The organism is Paractinoplanes pyxinae, from assembly GCF_026626335.1.
GTDB lineage: Bacteria > Actinomycetota > Actinomycetes > Mycobacteriales > Micromonosporaceae > Actinoplanes > Actinoplanes pyxinae.
Window position 1 is genome coordinate 624,003 of sequence record NZ_JAPNTZ010000001.1, and the last position, 17,225, is coordinate 641,227.

Here is a 17,225-nt window from a genome sequence, read left to right on the forward strand (position 1 = left end):
GGCGGGCACGGGCGACAATCAAGCTCGTTCCAGCGAAATAGCGGGATGCGGCGGAACTCGCAGCCAGCGGCAGCCGGCGAACGGAATCGGTCGGCCGCGTCATCGATGTGCGACGTTGTCGGCCATGGGCCGTCGTCTCTGGGTTGCCGCTCTGCTCGTCACTGCCGGGATCGTGGCGCCGGCCGCGCCCGCCACCGCCGCCGTCACCCCGGTGGCTAAAGTCAATTTCCAGCCGGCCGCCTCGGCCGTGCCGTCGGGCTATGTCGCCGACACGGGCGCCGCCTTCGACGCCGGGCGCGGGTACGGCTGGGTGCAGCGGGGGACAGCCACGCCGCTCGATCTCACGCGCAACACCCGGGACCGGGCGCGAGCCGGCGTCGACGCCCGCCTCAACACGGTGGTGCATCTGCAGTACGGCGATGTCGGCGGCGCCAACGGCGTGCTCACCGAGGGCGCTTGGGAGTACGTCGTCCCCAACGGCACCTATCAGGTGACCGTGTCGGCCGGCGACCAGCCCGCGTACGACAGCCGCCACACCGTACGGGCCGAGGGCATCGTGGCCATCGACGGCTTCGTCGGCACCGCAGCGGCCGAGTTCCGCGCGGCAACCGTCACCGTGGCTGTCGCCGACGGTCGGCTGACCCTGGACGCCGTGGGCGGCACCAACACCAAGCTCAACTACGTCGAGATCAGCCGTGTCACCGCCGACTTCGTTCCGCTCAAGGTGGACTTCTCCGACGCGGCGACCGCGCCCGCCGCGGGCTACGTGCGCGACTCGGGCGGGGCGTTCACGGCGGCTCGCGGCTACGGCTGGGTCGATCTGGGCGAACGTACGCCGGTCGACCTCACCGGCAACGGCCGCAACCGCAACCCGGCCGCCGGGCAGGCCGACGCACGGCTGGCCACCTTCATGCACGCGCAGCTTCCGGCCGGTTCGGCCGGTGTGACCACCCCGGGCGCGTGGGAGGCGGCCGTCCCCAACGGGCTCTACACGGTGACCGTCGCGGTCGGGGACGCCGGCACCGCGGTCAACAGCACCAACTGGGTGTCCATCGAGGACCAGAACGCCATCGCCGCGTTCATTCCCAACGCCACCACCAAATTCGCCACCGCCACCCGGATCGTACGAGTCACCGACGGGCGGGTCACGCTGAGCCCGGCCGGCGGGGTCAACACCAAGTTCGCGTACGCCGACATCGTGGCCGTGGCGGGCGCCGAGACCACACCGGCCGTGCGCACCAGCACGCCCGCCAACGGCGCGACCGGCGTGCCGCTGACCTCCAGCGTGGTCGAGGATCTCGTGCTGCCCAACGGCGGCGTGCGGGCCGCCTCGCTGACCAGCTCGACGGTCACCCTGACGCGGCTGAGCGACGGCGCGCCGGTCGCGGCGACCACCATCACAAGCGGGGGAGGCGACGTCATCAACCTGTCGCCGACCGCCCCGCTGGCGCCGCTGACCGCGTACCGCTTCACCGTCACCCCGGGCGTCACCGACGTGACCGGCAAGCCCTTCGCGCCGTACTCCATCGTCTTCACGACAGCCAGCGGCAACCCGACCGGCGGCGGCCCGGCCGCGTTCGACAAGACCGTCGGCGTGGCCACCGGAGCGCCGTTCACGAGTGTCCTCAAGGGACCGGACGGGTGGCTCTACGCGGGCACGCTCGACGGGCGGATCTTCCGGTTCCCCATCAACGCGGGCGGAACGCTCGGCACGCCGACGATCATCAATTCGGTCCGTACGAACGCATCCGCGCTGGGTCTGCCGGGCGCACCGGCCCGTACGGTCATCGGCCTGGCCTTCGACCCCGCCTCGACCGCGGCCGCCCCCATCCTGTGGGTCACCGACAACTACGAGTACGTGGGACCGCTCAACGTGCCCGACTGGTCGGGGCGGATCGGGCGGCTCAGCGGCTCCGACCTCGGCACCTACACGCCGGTGGTGGTGAACCTGCCGCGGTCGGTCAAGGATCACGAGACCAACTCGATAGCGTTCGGGCCGGACGGCGCGCTGTACGTGTCGCAGGGCGCCAACAACGCGATGGGCGCGGCCGATGCGACGTGGGGGAACCGGCCGGAGCGGTTGCTGAGCGCGGCTGTTCTGCGGCTGGACGTGGCGCGGTTGCCGGCCACGCTGCCCCTCGATGTGAAGACCGAAGAAGGCGGCACCTATAGCCCGTACGCGGGAACTTCGCCTTTGACGTTGCATGCCACCGGCGTGCGGAACGCTTACGACCTGGTGTGGCACCGCAACGGGCATCTCTACGCGCCGACGAACGGCTCGGCGGCGGGCGGCAACACGCCCGCGACTCCGGCCACGCTGCCGGCCTCGTGCGCCCGCCGCGGCTATACGGGACCGGCCGTGCCCGCGCTGACCAACGTGCCCACGGCCGAGACCGACTACGTTTTCGACGTGCGCGCGGGGCGCTACTACGGTCATCCGAACCCGACACGCTGCGAATGGGTGCTGGCCGGCGGCAATCCGACCGCGGGCGCCGATCCGTTCCAGGTCGGCGCCTACCCGGTCGGCACGGCCCCCGACCCGAATTTCGACCTGGCCGGCACGTACGACGCGGGGCTGCACGCCTCGGCCAACGGCGCGATCGAGTACCGGGGTGGCGCGCTCGACGGCAAGCTGCTGGTGGTGCGCTACTCGTCGGGGCAGGACATCGAGACGTTCGACGTGGCCGCGTCGGGCGGGCTGTCCAACCGGACGACCGGGATCGTGGGCTTCACGGGATTCAGCCAGCCGCTTGACCTGACCCAGGACCAAGCGACTGGCTTCCTCTATGTGACCGAGCTCGGGGCTTCCCGCATCACGCTGCTGAAGCCCCGGCCCCCGGCCTAGCGGCGGGCCTTGAGCCAGCCCTGGATCTCGGTGATGACCTGCTTGTCGGGCTCGCCGAACTCCGGCGTGAACTTCGGGGTGATGTTCATGGTGTGCGCCATGCCCGGGTAGATCACGATCTTGTGGTCCGGGTTGCCGGCCCTGGCCACGGCGGCGTCGGCCACCAGGGCGGCGCGGGCCGGGGTCTGCAGGTCGTTCTCGCCGTTCAGCAGCAACGTCGGGCCGCCGAACTTGGGCAGCGCCTGCGAGACGGTCGGGAAGCGGGCGATGTCGTTGGCGTAGTCGATCGTCGGTTGGTCCAGGTCGGGCAGGTTCGGGTAGTCGTCGATGTGCGTGATCTTCCGCAGCACCGGACCAGCCTCGGCATCGATCGCGATCCGGCCGTCACGGTTGGTGTCGGTGCTCGGCAGCACCTTCCTGCCCTTGAGCAGGATCGAGCGGTACTGGTCGGCGACCTCCTTGGGCTGGCCGACCAGACCGTCGGTGGCCTCGGCCGCGGTCAGCTGGCCGTCGGCGTTCACGTCGAACTCGTCGTGCATCTGCAGCAGCAGCCGGCCGTAGATTTGCAGGGTCAGCAGCTGCTTGATGGGCAGGCCGACCACGCCCATCTCGACCACGCCGGCCGGCTTCGGGATGCCGAACTTGCGCGGTTCGGCGGCCAGGTTCGCGGCCACGTTGGTGCCCTCGCTGTGCCCGAGCAGGAAGATCTTCGACGGGTCCACGCGGTCCGACTTCCCGGCGAAGCGGATCACCGACGCGGCGTCCTTCTGAATCTGCTCGTACGGCTTATCGGGGTTGAGCTGGGCCGGGTCGGTGCTCTCGACGGGCCCGATCCCGGTGACGCCCCGCTTGTTGAAGCGCAGGGTCGCGAAGCCCTCCCGGCTGACGGCCTGAGCCAGCGGCACGAAGGTCGAGCCCTTGCCCTCGGGCAGCGTCTGGTTCATGTCGTTGTGGCCGCTGCCGTGCAGGAAAATCACGAGCGGCAGGCGGCCGGTGCTCGCGGTGGGGTAGGTGAGCTCGGCGTCGGTCACCCAGCCCTTCCCGAAGTCGATTTTCACCGGCTCCCGGGTGACGCCGTCCCAGCTGATCGTCTGCGCGGCTCGTTCGGTGACGCTGTCGGCCCGGGCGACTCCGACGCCCGCGGCGAGGATGGCGGCCGTCGTGAGGCCGATCGTCAGCTTGCGGTAGTTGTTCGTCATGCCCAGAACGCTATTTTCGGCGGCGACGAAGATCGATCCGGCTGACTACCCACTTCCAGGTACAGCCTGCTGTACCCGGGTCACACCGGCGTCTCAGGCGCGCAGCTCGTCCAGGGTGGCGCCGGCGACGATCCGGGCGATGCTCCCGTCGCGATCGCTGGTGGCCAGGTCGTGGGCGAGGTCGTCCAGGTCGTCGAACTCTCCGTAACGCGCCCGCAGGAGCGCCCGCATCCCGTCCACACGTTCCTGCTCCAGGCCCTGCTCCCGGCTTCGGCGCGCGATCTCGCGGCCCAGTTCCGTCTGCGCGAGAACGTTGTCCATGCCCCGCCTCCGCAACGCTTCGACAACCTGCACCGACATTGTCCCTCCGACGAGCATAGCCAGTTCGATCTGCACCGTTTGTTCTTCGAGCGCGCTGGTCGCGGCGATGCGATCGGCGACCCGTTCCTCCAAATCAGGCGGCGGTTTCCGAGCCCACAGAGCCAACGGCGCCAGGGGCCCGGCCAGCAGCGCGCCCGGGTCGAGGTCGTCGGGAATGTTGACCGATCGGTAGTCGAGGCGGGCGTGGTCGCGCTCGAAGCGGCCGGAATACCCTCCGCCCAGTGGCCAGAGCACGATCTGGTGGATGCGGTGCTCCGCTCGACGGTATTTGAGTGCCAGGTCGGCCCAGTAGGCGACCATGCGTTCCTGAAAGTCCACAGTCCGCTTGACCTGAACTTCAACGTGGTAGACGTCGGCGGGGCTCCCGCTGCCGTTTCGGACCACGAACACCTTGTCGCGTTGTCGGCTGCGTTGTCGTGGCTGCTCGGTCGGCCCGTCGACTATGACGGCCTGGCCATCGACACGCGCGCCACACAGCAGATGCAGAGCCTCGCGGGGATGGGCTTGCAGCAGCGCTTTGTAAAGGCCGTCGAAGTCGCGGGCCGCTGCGGAAGATGCAACCTTGGTGGACGCGCTTTCGGTCATCGTTCCTCCTTCGCGCTCACCATCGGCGCGACGCCCAGCATGGTGTTCACATGACTAGCTGTCAAGAGCCTAGTTGACCTCCGGCCAGGGTTGTCGTATATCCACTCCCTGCGGCGCAACCCCAAGGTCGTCGCCGGCTGCCGCGGGCGTCGCCCCGGTGAATGCAGTTCGGCCCGGCGCGTCGGGGGACACGCCGGGCCGGACAATTGATCGGATCAGCAGGTGGGCTCGCCGGACTGGGCCGGCAGGCTGACCGCGTTCCAGGCGGCCTTGACCGCGTTGAACTGGGTGCAGTTGCCCGGGGTGAGGTTCTTGGCGGCCTGCAGCGTCCACACGCGGTACTTCGCGTACGAGGAGCTGGAGGTCTTCAGCAGCATCGCGTTGTACATGATCTTGATGGCGTTCTGGATGCCGACGCCCGCCACCGTGGTGCCGTTGCAGGTCGAGCTGGCCGGCTGGCCGTTGCCGCCGCTGCCCTGGGCCAGCAGGTAGAACCAGTGGTTGCCGGGACCGGCGGCCGAGTGCACCTCGGAACCGGGGGTGCTGCTCGAGTAGCAGTTGGCGTCACCGGCGAGCGACGGGTTGTACATGTACCGGATCGGGCCGCTGCCGACCAGGTTCACTTCCTCGCCGACCTGGTAGTCGAACGGGTCGTTGGCGTTGGCGGCGTACGCCTCGGTGGCCGCGCCGATGGTGTCGGCCACGAACTCCTGGGTGCCGCCCTTCGAGATGCCGCCCGGGGTCTTGTCGTCGATGCCGTGGCCCAGCTCGTGGCCGACCACGTCGAGCGACGAGATCCACCGGCCCGCGGTGTTCTTGCCGATCTGGATCTGGGTGCCGTCGTAGTACGCGTTCTGCTGGTTCAGCCCGACCCGGATCGGCCACGCGCCGCCCGAGCCGTTCTGGCCGTTGCGGCCCAGCCACGCCGAGAGCATCGCCTTCTGCTTCTGCGCCACGTACAGCGCGTCCACGCAGCCCGTTTCTTTGCTGGTGCCGTTGCCGTTGCCCCACACGTTGTCGGGGCCGCTGAACGTCACCCGGGTCGAGGCGTCCTGGCAGCTCAGGTTCGTCGTCGACGGGTCCTTGAGCGAGTACGTCGAGCCCGACTGGGTGGTGCTGAGCGAGACCGTGCCGTTGATCCAGCCGGTGCCCGTGCCGGTGGCCTCGGTGACGTGCTCCTCGGTGCTGAGCACGGCGCCGGTCGCCGCGTCCACGTCGACGGTGAGGCGGCTGATGCCCGCGGCGCTGGTGCCGTTGACCGTGGTCTCGTACGCGAGCTTGGCCGCCTGGCCCTCGGTGGCGACCACGACGAGCCGGGTGCCCTCGACCCCGCTGACGGTCTTGAGCTGCGCCTTCGACGTCGCCACGGCCGCGCTCTGGGCGATGCCGGGCGCGGTCGACAGCTCGCCCAGCGGGCTGCTCTGCGCGACCGAGGTGTAGCGCGTCTGGCCCGCGTCGTCGGTGACCACCACGAAGTCGCCGCCCTTGACCGGGAGGCCCTTGTAGGTGCGGTCGTACGACGCGTACGTCAGCCCGTGCGACTTGTAGACCTGGCGCCGCTGGAACGTGTCGTGCTTGCTCGCCCGCAGGGCGGCGGGGCGGGCGGCCACCACGGCGTCGGCCACCGCGACCGCGTCGGCGGACGGCGTCGGCGGCTTGGCGGCGGCCGGACCGGTCACGGCGACCAGCGCCGACGCCGCGGCGGTGCCCGCCGCCAGCGTGATGACCAGGGGAATTCGAGCCATCTTGCGTACTCCTTCCCCGCCCGCGGGGGTGGCGGGCGGGCTCGGCTCCCGGCCCGGCGGATGGCCGGTCCGGGTGAGACACAAGTGACGCTATATATGGGGGTCTATCTCCGTAATGGGGAAAACCCTCGACCTCAGGCCAGAATCTCGACGTACCCCTCGGTGCCGTGCACCCGCACCCGCTGCCCGTCCTCGATCAGCCGGGTCGCCCGCTCGACGCCCACCACTGCCGGCAGCCCGTACTCGCGGGCGATCACGGCGCCGTGCGTCATCAGCCCGCCCACCTCGGTCACCAGGCCCGCGATGGTGACGAAGGCCGGCGTCCAGCTGGGGTCGGTGTAGGCGGTGACCAGGATGTCGCCCGGCTCGAGCTCGGCGTCGGCCATGTCCCGGACGACGCGCGCCCGCCCCTCCACGGTTCCGGCCGAGACGGGCAGCCCCTCCAGCGCGCCGGGTGGCACCGCTTCCCGCCCGTACGTGCTGGTGATGACCTCGCCGTCCGAGGTGAACACGCGGGGCGGGGTCAGATTCAGGTACGACTCGTACGCCGCCCGGCGCTCAGCGATCAGCGGCCTCCGGCTCCCGGCGTCGGCCAGTTCGTCGTACCGGAGAAAGAAGATGTCCTCGCGGTCGTCGAGCTCGCCTGCCGCGACCAGACGGCCGGCCTCGGCCAGCAGGGCCTGCTTGTAGACGAGATAGCGGCTGATCATGTGGTACTTCGGGTACTCGCGATAGCCGCTGAACATGCGGACGCGGTCGATCATCCGCTTGGTCTCCTCGGCCCGCTTGCCGTCCAGGCGCCCCAGCAGCTCGCGCTCTTTCTCGAGGGCCTGCTGCCGCCCCTGCTCGAAGAGCCGCTGGTGAGCGCCCGCCTCGAAGTTGCGCACATTGCCGAGAATCAGCGGCACGAGGGCGGTCGGCCGCTCGCTCCACCGAGGCCGCGTGATGTCGATCTCGCCGGCGCAGCGCATCCCGTACCTGTCGAGGAAAAGCCGAAAGGCCTCCCGCGGCCCCGCCGGCAGCTGGTCGACGAAGTTCTCGTCCTCAACCGTTTCCAGAAAGGCCACAACTTCCGGGTACGGCCTGATGGCGTCAGCCACGTCCAGCAGCGCGAGGCCCATCTCCGAGGTGATGTTGTGCGGCACGGACTGGGTGAGCGTGTCCGCCGCGTTCTTCTCGCCGAGCCAGTCCAGCATGTGCTCGTTGAGCCACCAGGCCGCATCCATGCCCGCGTTGATGACTTGCAGGCTGTGCGACCGGAACTGCACCGCCTTGAGGTCGAGCAGATCGGCCCGGATGAAGTCGAGCAGAGCCGCCCCCGACAACCCGGCGATGCCCCGTTTAGTGGCGGCCAGCGCCCGCTCGGCTCCCTCGATCAGCTCGGTGACCACGGCCGGATCAGTCTCGATCGGCTCGGCCCCGCCACCCGGCGGCACCCAGGCGGCCCCTTCGTCCGCCCGAACCGGCAGGAACCCGTCCCGCTCGACGACCGCCCGCAGAGCCCCACCGATGAGCGGATCCGACTTCCCGAGGGCGCCGATCAGATTCCCCCGGCTGGACGGCCGAGCCAAAATCTCGGTGACGTCCACAAACAGCCGCCCCCCAGCCTCAGCCATAGGCCGCGGCGTGGTCATCTGCCAGAACGACAGCCCGAGCGGCTTCATGGCGTCGGTCATCATCTGCTGATGCCCGACCGAGACGTACACGTGGTTCTCGCCGTCCCCCGTCTCCGGCACAGGAAAGAGAGTCGTAATCGGCCGGCTCTGCACAATCCACAACCCGCCGTCGCCCCAGCACCATTCAATGTCCTGCGGCCGCCCGAAGTAGGCCTCGATCCGCCGCCCCAGCCGCACAAGCGCCAGAACTTCCTCATCGCTCAGGGCAGCCTGGTCCTGGAGCTCCGGCTCGATCTCTCGTTGCTCAGTTTCGCCTGCGGGGCGCGGAACGATCGCCAGCCGTTTAGTGGCGATTCTCCGTTCGATGATGGCGTCGTCGCGCACTTGGTAGACGTCCGGATCGACCAGTCCTGATACCAGCGCCTCGCCGAGCCCGTAACTGGCGTCGACATTCGCGACCGTCCGGTTCGAAGTGACCGGGTCGGCCGTGAACAGCACACCCGACGCTCGCGGAGTGACCATCCGCTGCACGATGACGGCCATATGCACACGCCGGTGGTCGATGCCGTTGTGCAGCCGGTAGCTGATCGCCCGATCAGTGAACAGCGACGCCCAGCACCGCCGGACGTGCTCGATCACCGATTCCCGGCCCACCACGTTGAGGTACGAGTCGTGCTGCCCAGCGAACGACGCAGTCGGCAGATCCTCAGCGTTCGCACTGGACCGCACAGCCCAAGAAACTTGCTCACCGCGATCACTCAGGACGTGCCCGACCGCAGCATCTCGTTCGCTTCGCTCAACCGCGGCGTCGTTCATTGGCGTTCGTTGCACGTTTTGCTCGCCGGTGGCGTCGTTGGTCGGCGTATGTTGCGCGTTTTGCTCGTCGCTGACGTCGCTGACGTCGCTGACGTCGCTGACGTCGCTGACGTCGCTGGCGTCGCTGGTTGGCCGGTGTTGGGCGCTTCGCTCAACCGTGACGTCGCTGGTTGGCGTTTGTTGCCCGCTTCGCTCAACCGTGACGTCGCTGGTTGGCGTTTGTTGCGCGTTTCGCTCGTTCAGGGCGCTTGTTATGGCTGTGGTCAGATCGTCGGGGACTGGCGCGGTGTTGATCGCATGGCGGATCTCTGCGCCGAGCGTTCGGATTGCTTCGGTGTCGGTTGCTCCGAGTAGGGACAGGCGGTTCAGCAGGGAGGCGATCACCGGCGTGGTTGCGAGGACTCGCTGGAAGGCCTCGGCCGTCACGCAGAAGCCGGGCGGCACCCGGACGCCGTCGATCCTTGTCAGCTCGCCGAGGTTGACGCCTTTGCCGCCGGCGAGGGCGATCTCCGACGGGTCGATCTCGGTCAGGTCCAGGACGTAGCGGGTCACGGTTCTTGATCCTCCTCGGTTCGGCTGGCCGATTGTGCGCCAAACCGGGGGTCTTGCCGCAAGACGGGCACTCCGGTATACGTTGAAGTGGGAGCTGGTGCGGATGTGCACCGAGCTCCCTTTCGCGTTCAGAGAGCCCGTGCGCGGCTGCCGAAGGGGGACCGGCGCAAATGGGAGCGCCGGGCTCCTGTCGAGAGCCCGGCGCACGGTGTGAGGATGTGTCTGGAGTCAGACGGCGGCGCAGGTGACGGCTGGGGCGGTGTTTGTTCCGGCGTACGAGGCGGTGAAGCCCCACGTAGTGGTAGCGCCGGCCGCGAGGCTGCCGTTGTACGACATGTTGCGGGCGGTGACCGCGCTGCCGGAGGTGGTCACCGTGGCGTTCCAGCTGTTCGTGAACTGCTGGCCGCTGGGCCACGTCCAGGTGACGGTCCAGCCTCGGATGGCGGCCGAGCCGGCCTTGACGGTCACCGCGCCCTGGAAGCCGGTGCCCCATGAGCCCGTCACCGCGTACGTCGCAATGCAGGCACCCGATGCGGGAGGCGTGGTCGGCGGTGTCGTGGGAGGCGTGGTCGGAGGAGTCGTCGGTGGCGTGGTCGGCGGGGTTGTGCCGCCGTAGATGGTGGCCTCGCGGGCGGTGGCCTTGATGCCGTTGGCGCCGTTGAAGATGCGGGTGCCCCACGACGTGAGCTGGGCCGGGTTGAAGCCGGTGACCATGTCGAGGTATTCCACGCCGCCGCCGTTGCCGCTCCACGACCAGCCGATGTAGCCGATCCCGCGGGCCTGCGCGGTGGCCAGGATCGTGTCCTCGTCGGGGTTGCCGTCGGAGTGGTTGTGGCCGAACTCGCCGATCACCAGGGGCAGGCCGGCCGTCTGGAACCGTCCGACGTAGTCGGTGATTTCCGCGGCGGTGTCGAATACGCCGTACATGTGAATGCTGAAGATGGTGTTGCGCTGCGGGTCAGCGGCGAACACCGAGGCCGCGTTGTCACGCATGATGAACTGCCAGTCCTGGCCCCAGTTGGGCGCGTCGACCATCAGCGCATGCGCGAAGCCGGCCGCGCGCAGTCGAGTGATGGCGTTTTTGGTGTCGGCGACCCAGCCGCTGGCGTTCGTGTTGCCGTACGGCTCGTTCCCGATGTTCAGGACGACGTAGTTCTCCTGCCCGTCCAGCGCGCTCTTGATCCCGATCCAGTAGTCGACGGCCTTGGCCAGCGTGGTGGCCGCCGCGTCCTCGCCGTACCCGGTCGTGTCATGAGCTTCCAGTACGCAGATCAGGCGCAGCCGCTTGCATTCGGCGATCACGCGGCTGACGTCGGCGGCGTCGTTGCGCGTCCACCGGTCGCCGGTGCTCAGCACGACGCGTACGGTGTTGGCGCCCAGGGCCTTGATGTCGGCCAGCGACGAGAACCGGTCCGCGTACCAGGTGTGCGCATGGTTCACACCCCGCATGACGAACGGATTGCCGTTGCCTTCCAGGATCTGCGTGCCGCTGACCTTGATGCCGGTCGCGGCGGCCGCGGGCTGGGCGGTGGCCGCCAGCCCGAGCCCGGCCGCGACGGCCATGGCGGCCAGGCCGCTCAGCCATCTTCTGCGCTTACTCACGATTCACCTCGTGGTCCAGGGGGATTTTGGGAGCGCTCCCAGACTGCGTGAACCGTGACAGCGTTGTCAACCATTGCGAAACATCGATGTAATCAGGCTGGCCCGGCGATGCGGTAACCGACGCCGGGCAGGGTGACGATGGCCGGCGGCTCGCCGAGCTTGCGGCGCAGGCGTCCGACCGTCACGGTGACGGTATTGGTGAACGGATCGGCGTTCTCGTCCCAGACCTGCTCCAGCAGGGCCTCGCTGCTCAGATAACCGGGCGCAGCCTGCATCAGCGCTTCGAGCAGCGCGAACTCTTTGACCGAGAGGTTCAGCGGCACGCCCCGCCGGGTGACGGTTCGCCGGATCGGGTCGAGCTCGAGGTCGCCCGCGGTGAGCGTGCGCGCCGTTGCGGCAGGCCGGCGCCGGGCCAGCGACCGCACACGCAACACCAGCTCAGGAAAGTGGAACGGCTTGGCCAGATAGTCGTCGGCGCCGAGCGTCAACCCGCGCACCCGATCATCGGCCGACCCCGCGGCGGTCAGCATGAGCACCATCGCCCGCTCGCTCCGCCCGGTGATCATCTCGCACAGCGTGTCCCCGCTCAGACCGGGCAGGTCCCGATCCAAGACAACTACGTCGTACGCGTTGACGTCCACCTTCGCCGCGGCGCTCAGCCCGTCGAGCGCCACGTCAACCGCCATCCCCTGATCCCGCAGCCCTTCCGCGACCACCTCGGCCAGCGCAACGGCGTCCTCCACCACGAGCACCCTCACGACCGTTCCACCTCGGCCTCCACCCCTCGCGGCGACCCGGCCTGCCGGCTCTCTTGCCCCGCTCCAGGGCAGATGGGCAGGCGGATCTCGACTCGGAGGCCGCCGGTAGGTCGGGCCTGCAGGGTGAGCGATCCGCCGTGGGCCGAGGCCACCGCGGAGGCGATCGCCAGGCCCAGGCCGGTGCCCGGGCCCGATCGGGTGCGGGATACGCCGAGCCGGCGGAACGGGCGGCCGAGCGTCGCCACCTCGCCCGGGTCAAGAGCCGGGCCGTCGTTCTCGACCACTACCAGGCCGGGGGAGAGCGTCACCATCATCCAGCCGCCCGGCTCGTTGTGGCGGGTGGCATTGTCGACCACGTTGGAGACCATGCGGGCCAGCAGGACCGGGTTCCCCACGGTGAGGAAGTCATCGCCTGCAAGCGGTGTCCCGGCCGGGATCAGCGATCGGACCGGCAGCGGCGTGCGGCCGTCGAGGGCGCCGTGCTGGGCGCGGGCCAGCACCAGCAGGCCTTCGAGCAGCCGTTCGAGCTGGTCGAGTTCGGCCCGTACCCGGTCACCCAGCCGCACCACCTCGGGCGGCGGCGCCGGTTTGGCCGCGGCCACGTCGACTGCCGCCCGCATCGTCGCCAACGGCGTACGCAGCTCGTGTGAGGCGTCGGCCACGAACCGGCGCTGGGCCGCGAACGACTCCTCGAGCCGGCCGAGCAGGTCGTCGATGGTGTCGGCCAGGTCCTTGACCTCGTCGGCGGGCCCCGCGATGGCCAGCCGCGAGTGCAGGTTGTCGGCGCTGATCCGCCGGGTAGCCGCCGTGATGGTGCGCAACGGTCGCAGCACTCGGCCCGCCACCGCCCGTCCGAGCAGCAACGACATCAGGAACATGAACGCCAGGGCGACCACCACGCCAACCAGGAGCTGCCGGTTGTGGGCCGCGGCCGCCGCGTCGATCTGCTCCATCGCCGCCGGGTCGAGCGGCTCCCCGGCGGGCCGCGACGCCCGTACGCCGAAAGCCGCGACGATCAGCAGAAGCCCAATCCCCGAAACGAGGAACAGCACGCCGTACAGAAGGGTGAAACGCAACCGGACGCCCATCCGCCCAGCATGCCCGCCCACACGTGACAGCGGCGTGACAGCATCCAGCTCTTGCCCGAGCCGAGCCCGCCCGCCCCGACTTTCGTCTGTCGCGGCCGGCTGTCGGCGAAGCAGGATGCGCGCTTGTCCGCGACCGGGCCGTGACAGCGCCCGTCATAGCTGGCGGCGCGCCCCATTCGTGACAGGGCCGAGACAGCGTAGGTCGCGGCGGGCCGTTGGCCGTGCCGGACGTGGCCGCCCGCACGTGACAAGGTCGGGGCAGCGTCCGTCGCGGCCGGCTGTCGGGGGAGTGGAGCATGCCCGCCAGCACCTGACATGGACGTGACTGCTTCCGTCAGGTCCTCTGCCGGTGGACCAGAGCGTGCCCGCCCGCTAGTGACACGAGCGGGACAGCGTCCGTACTGGCCGGCTGTCGGGGAAGCGGAGCATGCCCGCCAGCACATGACATGAACGTGACTGCTTCCGTCGGGTCGGCTGTCGGTGGACCGAAGCGTGCCCGCCCACACGCGATACGGGCGGGACAGCGTCCATCCTGGCCGGCTGTTAGCGGAGACGAGCGTGCCCGCCCACATGTGACAGGGGTGTGACAGCGGTTGTCGCGGCCGGGTTAGGTGCGGCTGCGTAGAACTCGCGGCATGACCACCATCGAAGTGAACGGATTGCGTAAACGGTTCGGGTCGTCGGTTGCCCTGGATGGGATGACCTTTGTCGTACGGCCGGGGCACGTCACCGGGTTCGTCGGTCCTAACGGGGCGGGCAAGTCGACCACGCTGCGCATGATCGTGGGGCTGGACCGGCCGGACGCCGGGACGGCCACGATCGGCGGGCGGCGCTACGCCGACCTGCCGTGCCCGATGCGGCATGCCGGCGCTCTGCTCGACCCGCACGCGCTGCACCCGTCGCGCAGCGGCCGCAACCATCTGCGCTGGCTGGCTCGGTCGCAAGATCTGCCGGACAGTCGGGTCGACGAGGTGCTGACCCTGACCGGTCTGGCCGCGGCCGGTCGGCGCGCGGCCGGTGGCTATTCGCTCGGCATGCGCCAACGACTGGGCGTGGCGGCCGCGCTCCTCGGCGACCCGCCCGTGTTGCTGCTGGACGAACCGTTCAACGGGCTCGACCCGGCGGGCATCGTCTGGATGCGCGACCTGTTGCGCGAGTTGGCCGAAGATGGTCGTTCGGTGCTCGTATCCAGTCACTTGATGAGCGAACTGCAAGATATGGCGGCGCATGTTGTCGTCGTCGCTCATGGTCGCGCAATTGCCGACGCCGGCGTCGACGAACTGATCGGTGAGCACGCCTCGCTGGAAGCGGCCTATCTGCGGCTCACCGACGGCGTCGGGAGCATCCGATGATGCTGCGGGCCGAATGGCTGAAGTTCCGCACCGTACGAGGCTGGATGGCCGGCGCCGCGGCCGCCGCGCTGATCGTGATCGGGCTCGGCGTCCTGGCCGCCACCGGCGTGACGATGTCGTGCATGGACGGCACGCGCGAGGTCGACTGTCCGGCCCCGCCGACCGACACGTCCGGCCGCTCGGTGGCCGACAAGTTCACCTTCGTGCATCGAACGCTCACTGGCGACGGTTCGCTTACCGCCAAGGTCGGCCACCTCGACGGCACGATCACCTACCCGCCGCCGAACCACGACGAGATCGTGCGCGGAGTCGTCCCGTGGGCGAAGGCCGGCCTAATGATCAAGGACGGGACGAGCCCGGGCGCCGACTACGCCGCTGTCATGGTCACGGGCGCTCACGGCGTACGCATGCAATCGGGTTTCACGCACGACAAGGCCTCGTCGCCGGTACGGGAGGCCTGGCTCCGCCTGACCCGGCAGGGCGACAAGATCACCGGATACGTCTCGGCCGACGGCGCGGCCTGGCAGAAGATCGAGACCGTACGCCTGAACGACCTGCCCACCACCGTGCGCATCGGCCTGTTCGTCACCTCGCCCAGCGGGCTCACCGTCGAGGAGAACCCGCAGGGCGGACACGCCGTCGCCGCCCGCTGGACCCAAGCCACAGCGGAGTTCTCCCGGGTCACCCCCGGCGGCGGATGGGACGAGACGCTGGTCGGCTACTCCGACTACCGCACGACTTGGGAAGAAACCCACCCGCCGGGACACACCGAGACCGGCGGCGTTGTCACCGTGGCCGGCGCCGGCGACATCGGTCTCGACACCGAGGGCGGCATGTCCGTCGAGCGGGTGCTGACCGGAGTGTTCGCCGGGCTGCTGCCCCTGATCGTGGTGGCGGCGCTGTGCGGCACGGCCGAGTTCCGGCACGGTCTGATCCGCACGACGCTGGCCGCGATGCCCAAACCGGTGTGGATATCCGTTTCCCAGGCCACCGTGGTCGGGGCCGTCTCGCTGGTTGCAGGCCTGGTCGCGGTCGCTGTGACGCTGCCGATGGCGGTACGCCTGCTGGAGGCGAAAAAAGTGGTGGTGTTATCCGTTTCGGGGCCGACCATGCTGCGCGTGGCCCTCGGCACGGCGCTCCTGCTGTCGCTGGCCGGCGTTCTCGCGTACGGCGTCGGGGCCTTGCTACGTCGCTCGGTGCTCGCGATCGTGGCGGTGACCGCCCTGCTGGTCGCGCCCCCGATCCTGTCCGTGACCTCGGTGCTGCCGACGGAACTGTCCGCCTGGCTGCTGCGCCTGACCCCCGCCGCCGCCTTCGCGATCCAGCAGAGCGTCGCCGCTTATCCACAGATGTCCCGTCCACAAACAGTGGCCGACGGCTACTTCCCACTACCGCCCTGGGCCGGCCTGGCCGTGCTGGCGCTGTGGGCACTAACCGCCGTAGCCGCAGCCGCCTGGCGCCTCAATCGGACCCGGGCATGAAATGCCGCATGGCGAGACCGCAGTGTGGTGCGATAAGACTGCGGGCTGCGTGGCGGGGTGAGTGGGTCAAGCTGCTCACCGGCGGTCCCGGGCCGGCCGTGCCCCTCCTTGCGGGGCTGCTGATCGTTGCCGGAGGGGTTGCCCTCGGGCGGGATGCGGTTGATCCGGCGCAGTTGCGGCTCTTGGGGGTCCGGCTCGGGCAGGCCGCTGTGGCCGCGGCGGGCGTGCAGATTCTGGCGGGGGAGTACGGCAGCGGCCTGATTCGGGCGACTCTGCTTGCGGTTCCGCGTCGCCTCGATGTGCTTGCGGTCAAGGCTGGGCTGCTCACCGCGCTCGTGACTCCGGTTGCTGTGCTGGGGGTCGGCGTTGCGGTGATCGGCCTCAGCCCGGACGCCGGGATGCTGCGGGCCGCCACCACCTCGGTCCTTCACCTGATTCTGGTGGCCTTGCTCGGTTTGGGCGTGGCGGCGGTCGTACGCAGCTCGGCCGCCGCCATCGGCATCGTTCTGTCGCTGCTGTTTCTGATGCCGATGCTGCTGCGCATGCTGCCCGACCCCGACTGGCAGCGCGTGCTTTACCGATTGACTCCGGCCACGGCCGTGCAAGCCATCACCACGACGGTGGACAACTCCGTGCTGCCGCTGAGTCCGTGGGCGGCGCTGGGCGTGGTGGCGGCCTGGTCAGTGGGAGCTCTTGCCTTGGGCGCGCTGCTGCTGCACCGCCGCGACGGCTAGCTTGTGTGCGGGTCGAGCGTACGGGCAATGAGCGCAGTTATGCCGCCGAGCTGCTCAGCCTGCTCGGCGGTGAGCTGGTCGAAGACGTGTTCGCGCAACGCCTTGTTGTACGTGGGGACGGCTTCCGCGTACTTGCGCGCGCCGGCCGGGGTGAGCGACGCGATCGTGCAGCGGGCGTCGGCTGGGTCCGTCGTGCGTACGAGCCAGCCCTGTTTCTCCAGCCGGGCCGCGATGCGCGACAGGTGGGACGGCGTGACCCGGGACCGTTCGGCCAGCGAGCTCATCGTGCGCTCGCGGTGTTCGGCCAGGCACCACAGGATCAGGAACTCGGGGTGGCTCAGGCCGTGCTGCTTGAGCCGCCCCTCCAGCGCCGCCGGCAGCCACAGCAGGACCGGCAGCAGCGACCCCCACGTGTCCGCCTGGGCCGGCGCGAGCTCATCCACACGCGCGACCGTAACACCAAGACGTTTT

The 17,225-nt window shown here is 69.5% G+C and carries 12 protein-coding genes; 4 read left to right on the forward strand and 8 right to left on the reverse strand.

Annotated elements, in window-relative coordinates:
* Positions 1–124 precede the first annotated feature (124 nt).
* Positions 125–2,845 (forward strand): PQQ-dependent sugar dehydrogenase, encoded by a 2,721-nt coding sequence (locus tag OWR29_RS02670; protein WP_267560680.1) that lies wholly within the window; start codon positions 125–127, stop codon positions 2,843–2,845.
* Here OWR29_RS02670 and OWR29_RS02675 read toward each other — a convergent pair.
* The 7 genes from OWR29_RS02675 to OWR29_RS02705 form a co-directional block, all read right to left on the reverse strand.
* Positions 2,842–4,044, reverse strand: a complete 1,203-nt coding sequence (locus OWR29_RS02675; protein WP_267560681.1) for an alpha/beta hydrolase — start codon at positions 4,042–4,044, stop codon at positions 2,842–2,844. The genes OWR29_RS02670 and OWR29_RS02675 overlap by 4 nt on opposite strands.
* A 93-nt stretch (positions 4,045–4,137) precedes the next feature.
* Positions 4,138–5,010, reverse strand: coding sequence for an RpnC/YadD family protein (locus tag OWR29_RS02680; protein ID WP_267560682.1), 873 nt, complete (start codon positions 5,008–5,010; stop codon positions 4,138–4,140).
* Between the two features lie 215 nt (positions 5,011–5,225).
* Positions 5,226–6,755: a M4 family metallopeptidase gene (locus tag OWR29_RS02685; RefSeq protein WP_267560683.1), complete on the reverse strand. Its 1,530-nt coding sequence runs from the start codon at positions 6,753–6,755 to the stop codon at positions 5,226–5,228.
* A gap of 134 nt (positions 6,756–6,889) precedes the next feature.
* On the reverse strand, positions 6,890–9,739 hold the full coding sequence (gene rph / locus OWR29_RS02690; protein ID WP_267560684.1) for a rifamycin-inactivating phosphotransferase: 2,850 nt from the start codon (positions 9,737–9,739) through the stop codon (positions 6,890–6,892).
* A gap of 228 nt (positions 9,740–9,967) precedes the next feature.
* Positions 9,968–11,302, reverse strand: a complete 1,335-nt coding sequence (locus OWR29_RS02695; protein ID WP_267561173.1) for a cellulase family glycosylhydrolase — start codon at positions 11,300–11,302, stop codon at positions 9,968–9,970.
* A 131-nt stretch (positions 11,303–11,433) separates the two neighbouring features.
* The gene (locus OWR29_RS02700) at positions 11,434–12,099 is read right to left on the reverse strand and encodes a response regulator transcription factor (RefSeq protein WP_267560685.1); all 666 of its coding nucleotides are present in this window, start codon (positions 12,097–12,099) and stop codon (positions 11,434–11,436) included.
* Positions 12,096–13,187, reverse strand: a complete 1,092-nt coding sequence (locus OWR29_RS02705; protein WP_267560686.1) for a sensor histidine kinase — start codon at positions 13,185–13,187, stop codon at positions 12,096–12,098. Before OWR29_RS02705 ends, OWR29_RS02700 begins: the two co-directional genes overlap by 4 nt.
* Before the next feature lie 635 nt (positions 13,188–13,822).
* On the opposite strand from OWR29_RS02705, the gene OWR29_RS02710 reads away from it, so the two are divergent.
* Genes OWR29_RS02710 through OWR29_RS02720 form a run of 3 tightly spaced genes read left to right on the forward strand, consistent with a single transcriptional unit; the run spans position 13,823 to position 16,754 of the window.
* Entirely contained in the window at positions 13,823–14,539 is a 717-nt protein-coding gene (locus OWR29_RS02710) for an ABC transporter ATP-binding protein (RefSeq protein ID WP_324291213.1), read from the forward strand.
* The gene (locus tag OWR29_RS02715) at positions 14,536–16,020 is read left to right on the forward strand and encodes a DUF1349 domain-containing protein (protein WP_267560687.1); all 1,485 of its coding nucleotides are present in this window, start codon (positions 14,536–14,538) and stop codon (positions 16,018–16,020) included. The genes OWR29_RS02710 and OWR29_RS02715 overlap by 4 nt, the downstream gene beginning before the upstream one ends.
* An 8-nt stretch (positions 16,021–16,028) precedes the next feature.
* Complete coding sequence (locus OWR29_RS02720; RefSeq protein WP_267560688.1) at positions 16,029–16,754, forward strand: ABC transporter permease subunit; 726 nt, start codon at positions 16,029–16,031, stop codon at positions 16,752–16,754.
* Here the strand turns inward: OWR29_RS02720 and OWR29_RS02725 are convergent.
* Positions 16,751–17,197 (reverse strand): MarR family winged helix-turn-helix transcriptional regulator, encoded by a 447-nt coding sequence (locus OWR29_RS02725; RefSeq protein ID WP_267560689.1) that lies wholly within the window; start codon positions 17,195–17,197, stop codon positions 16,751–16,753. The genes OWR29_RS02720 and OWR29_RS02725 overlap by 4 nt on opposite strands.
* Positions 17,198–17,225: the final 28 nt, after the last annotated feature.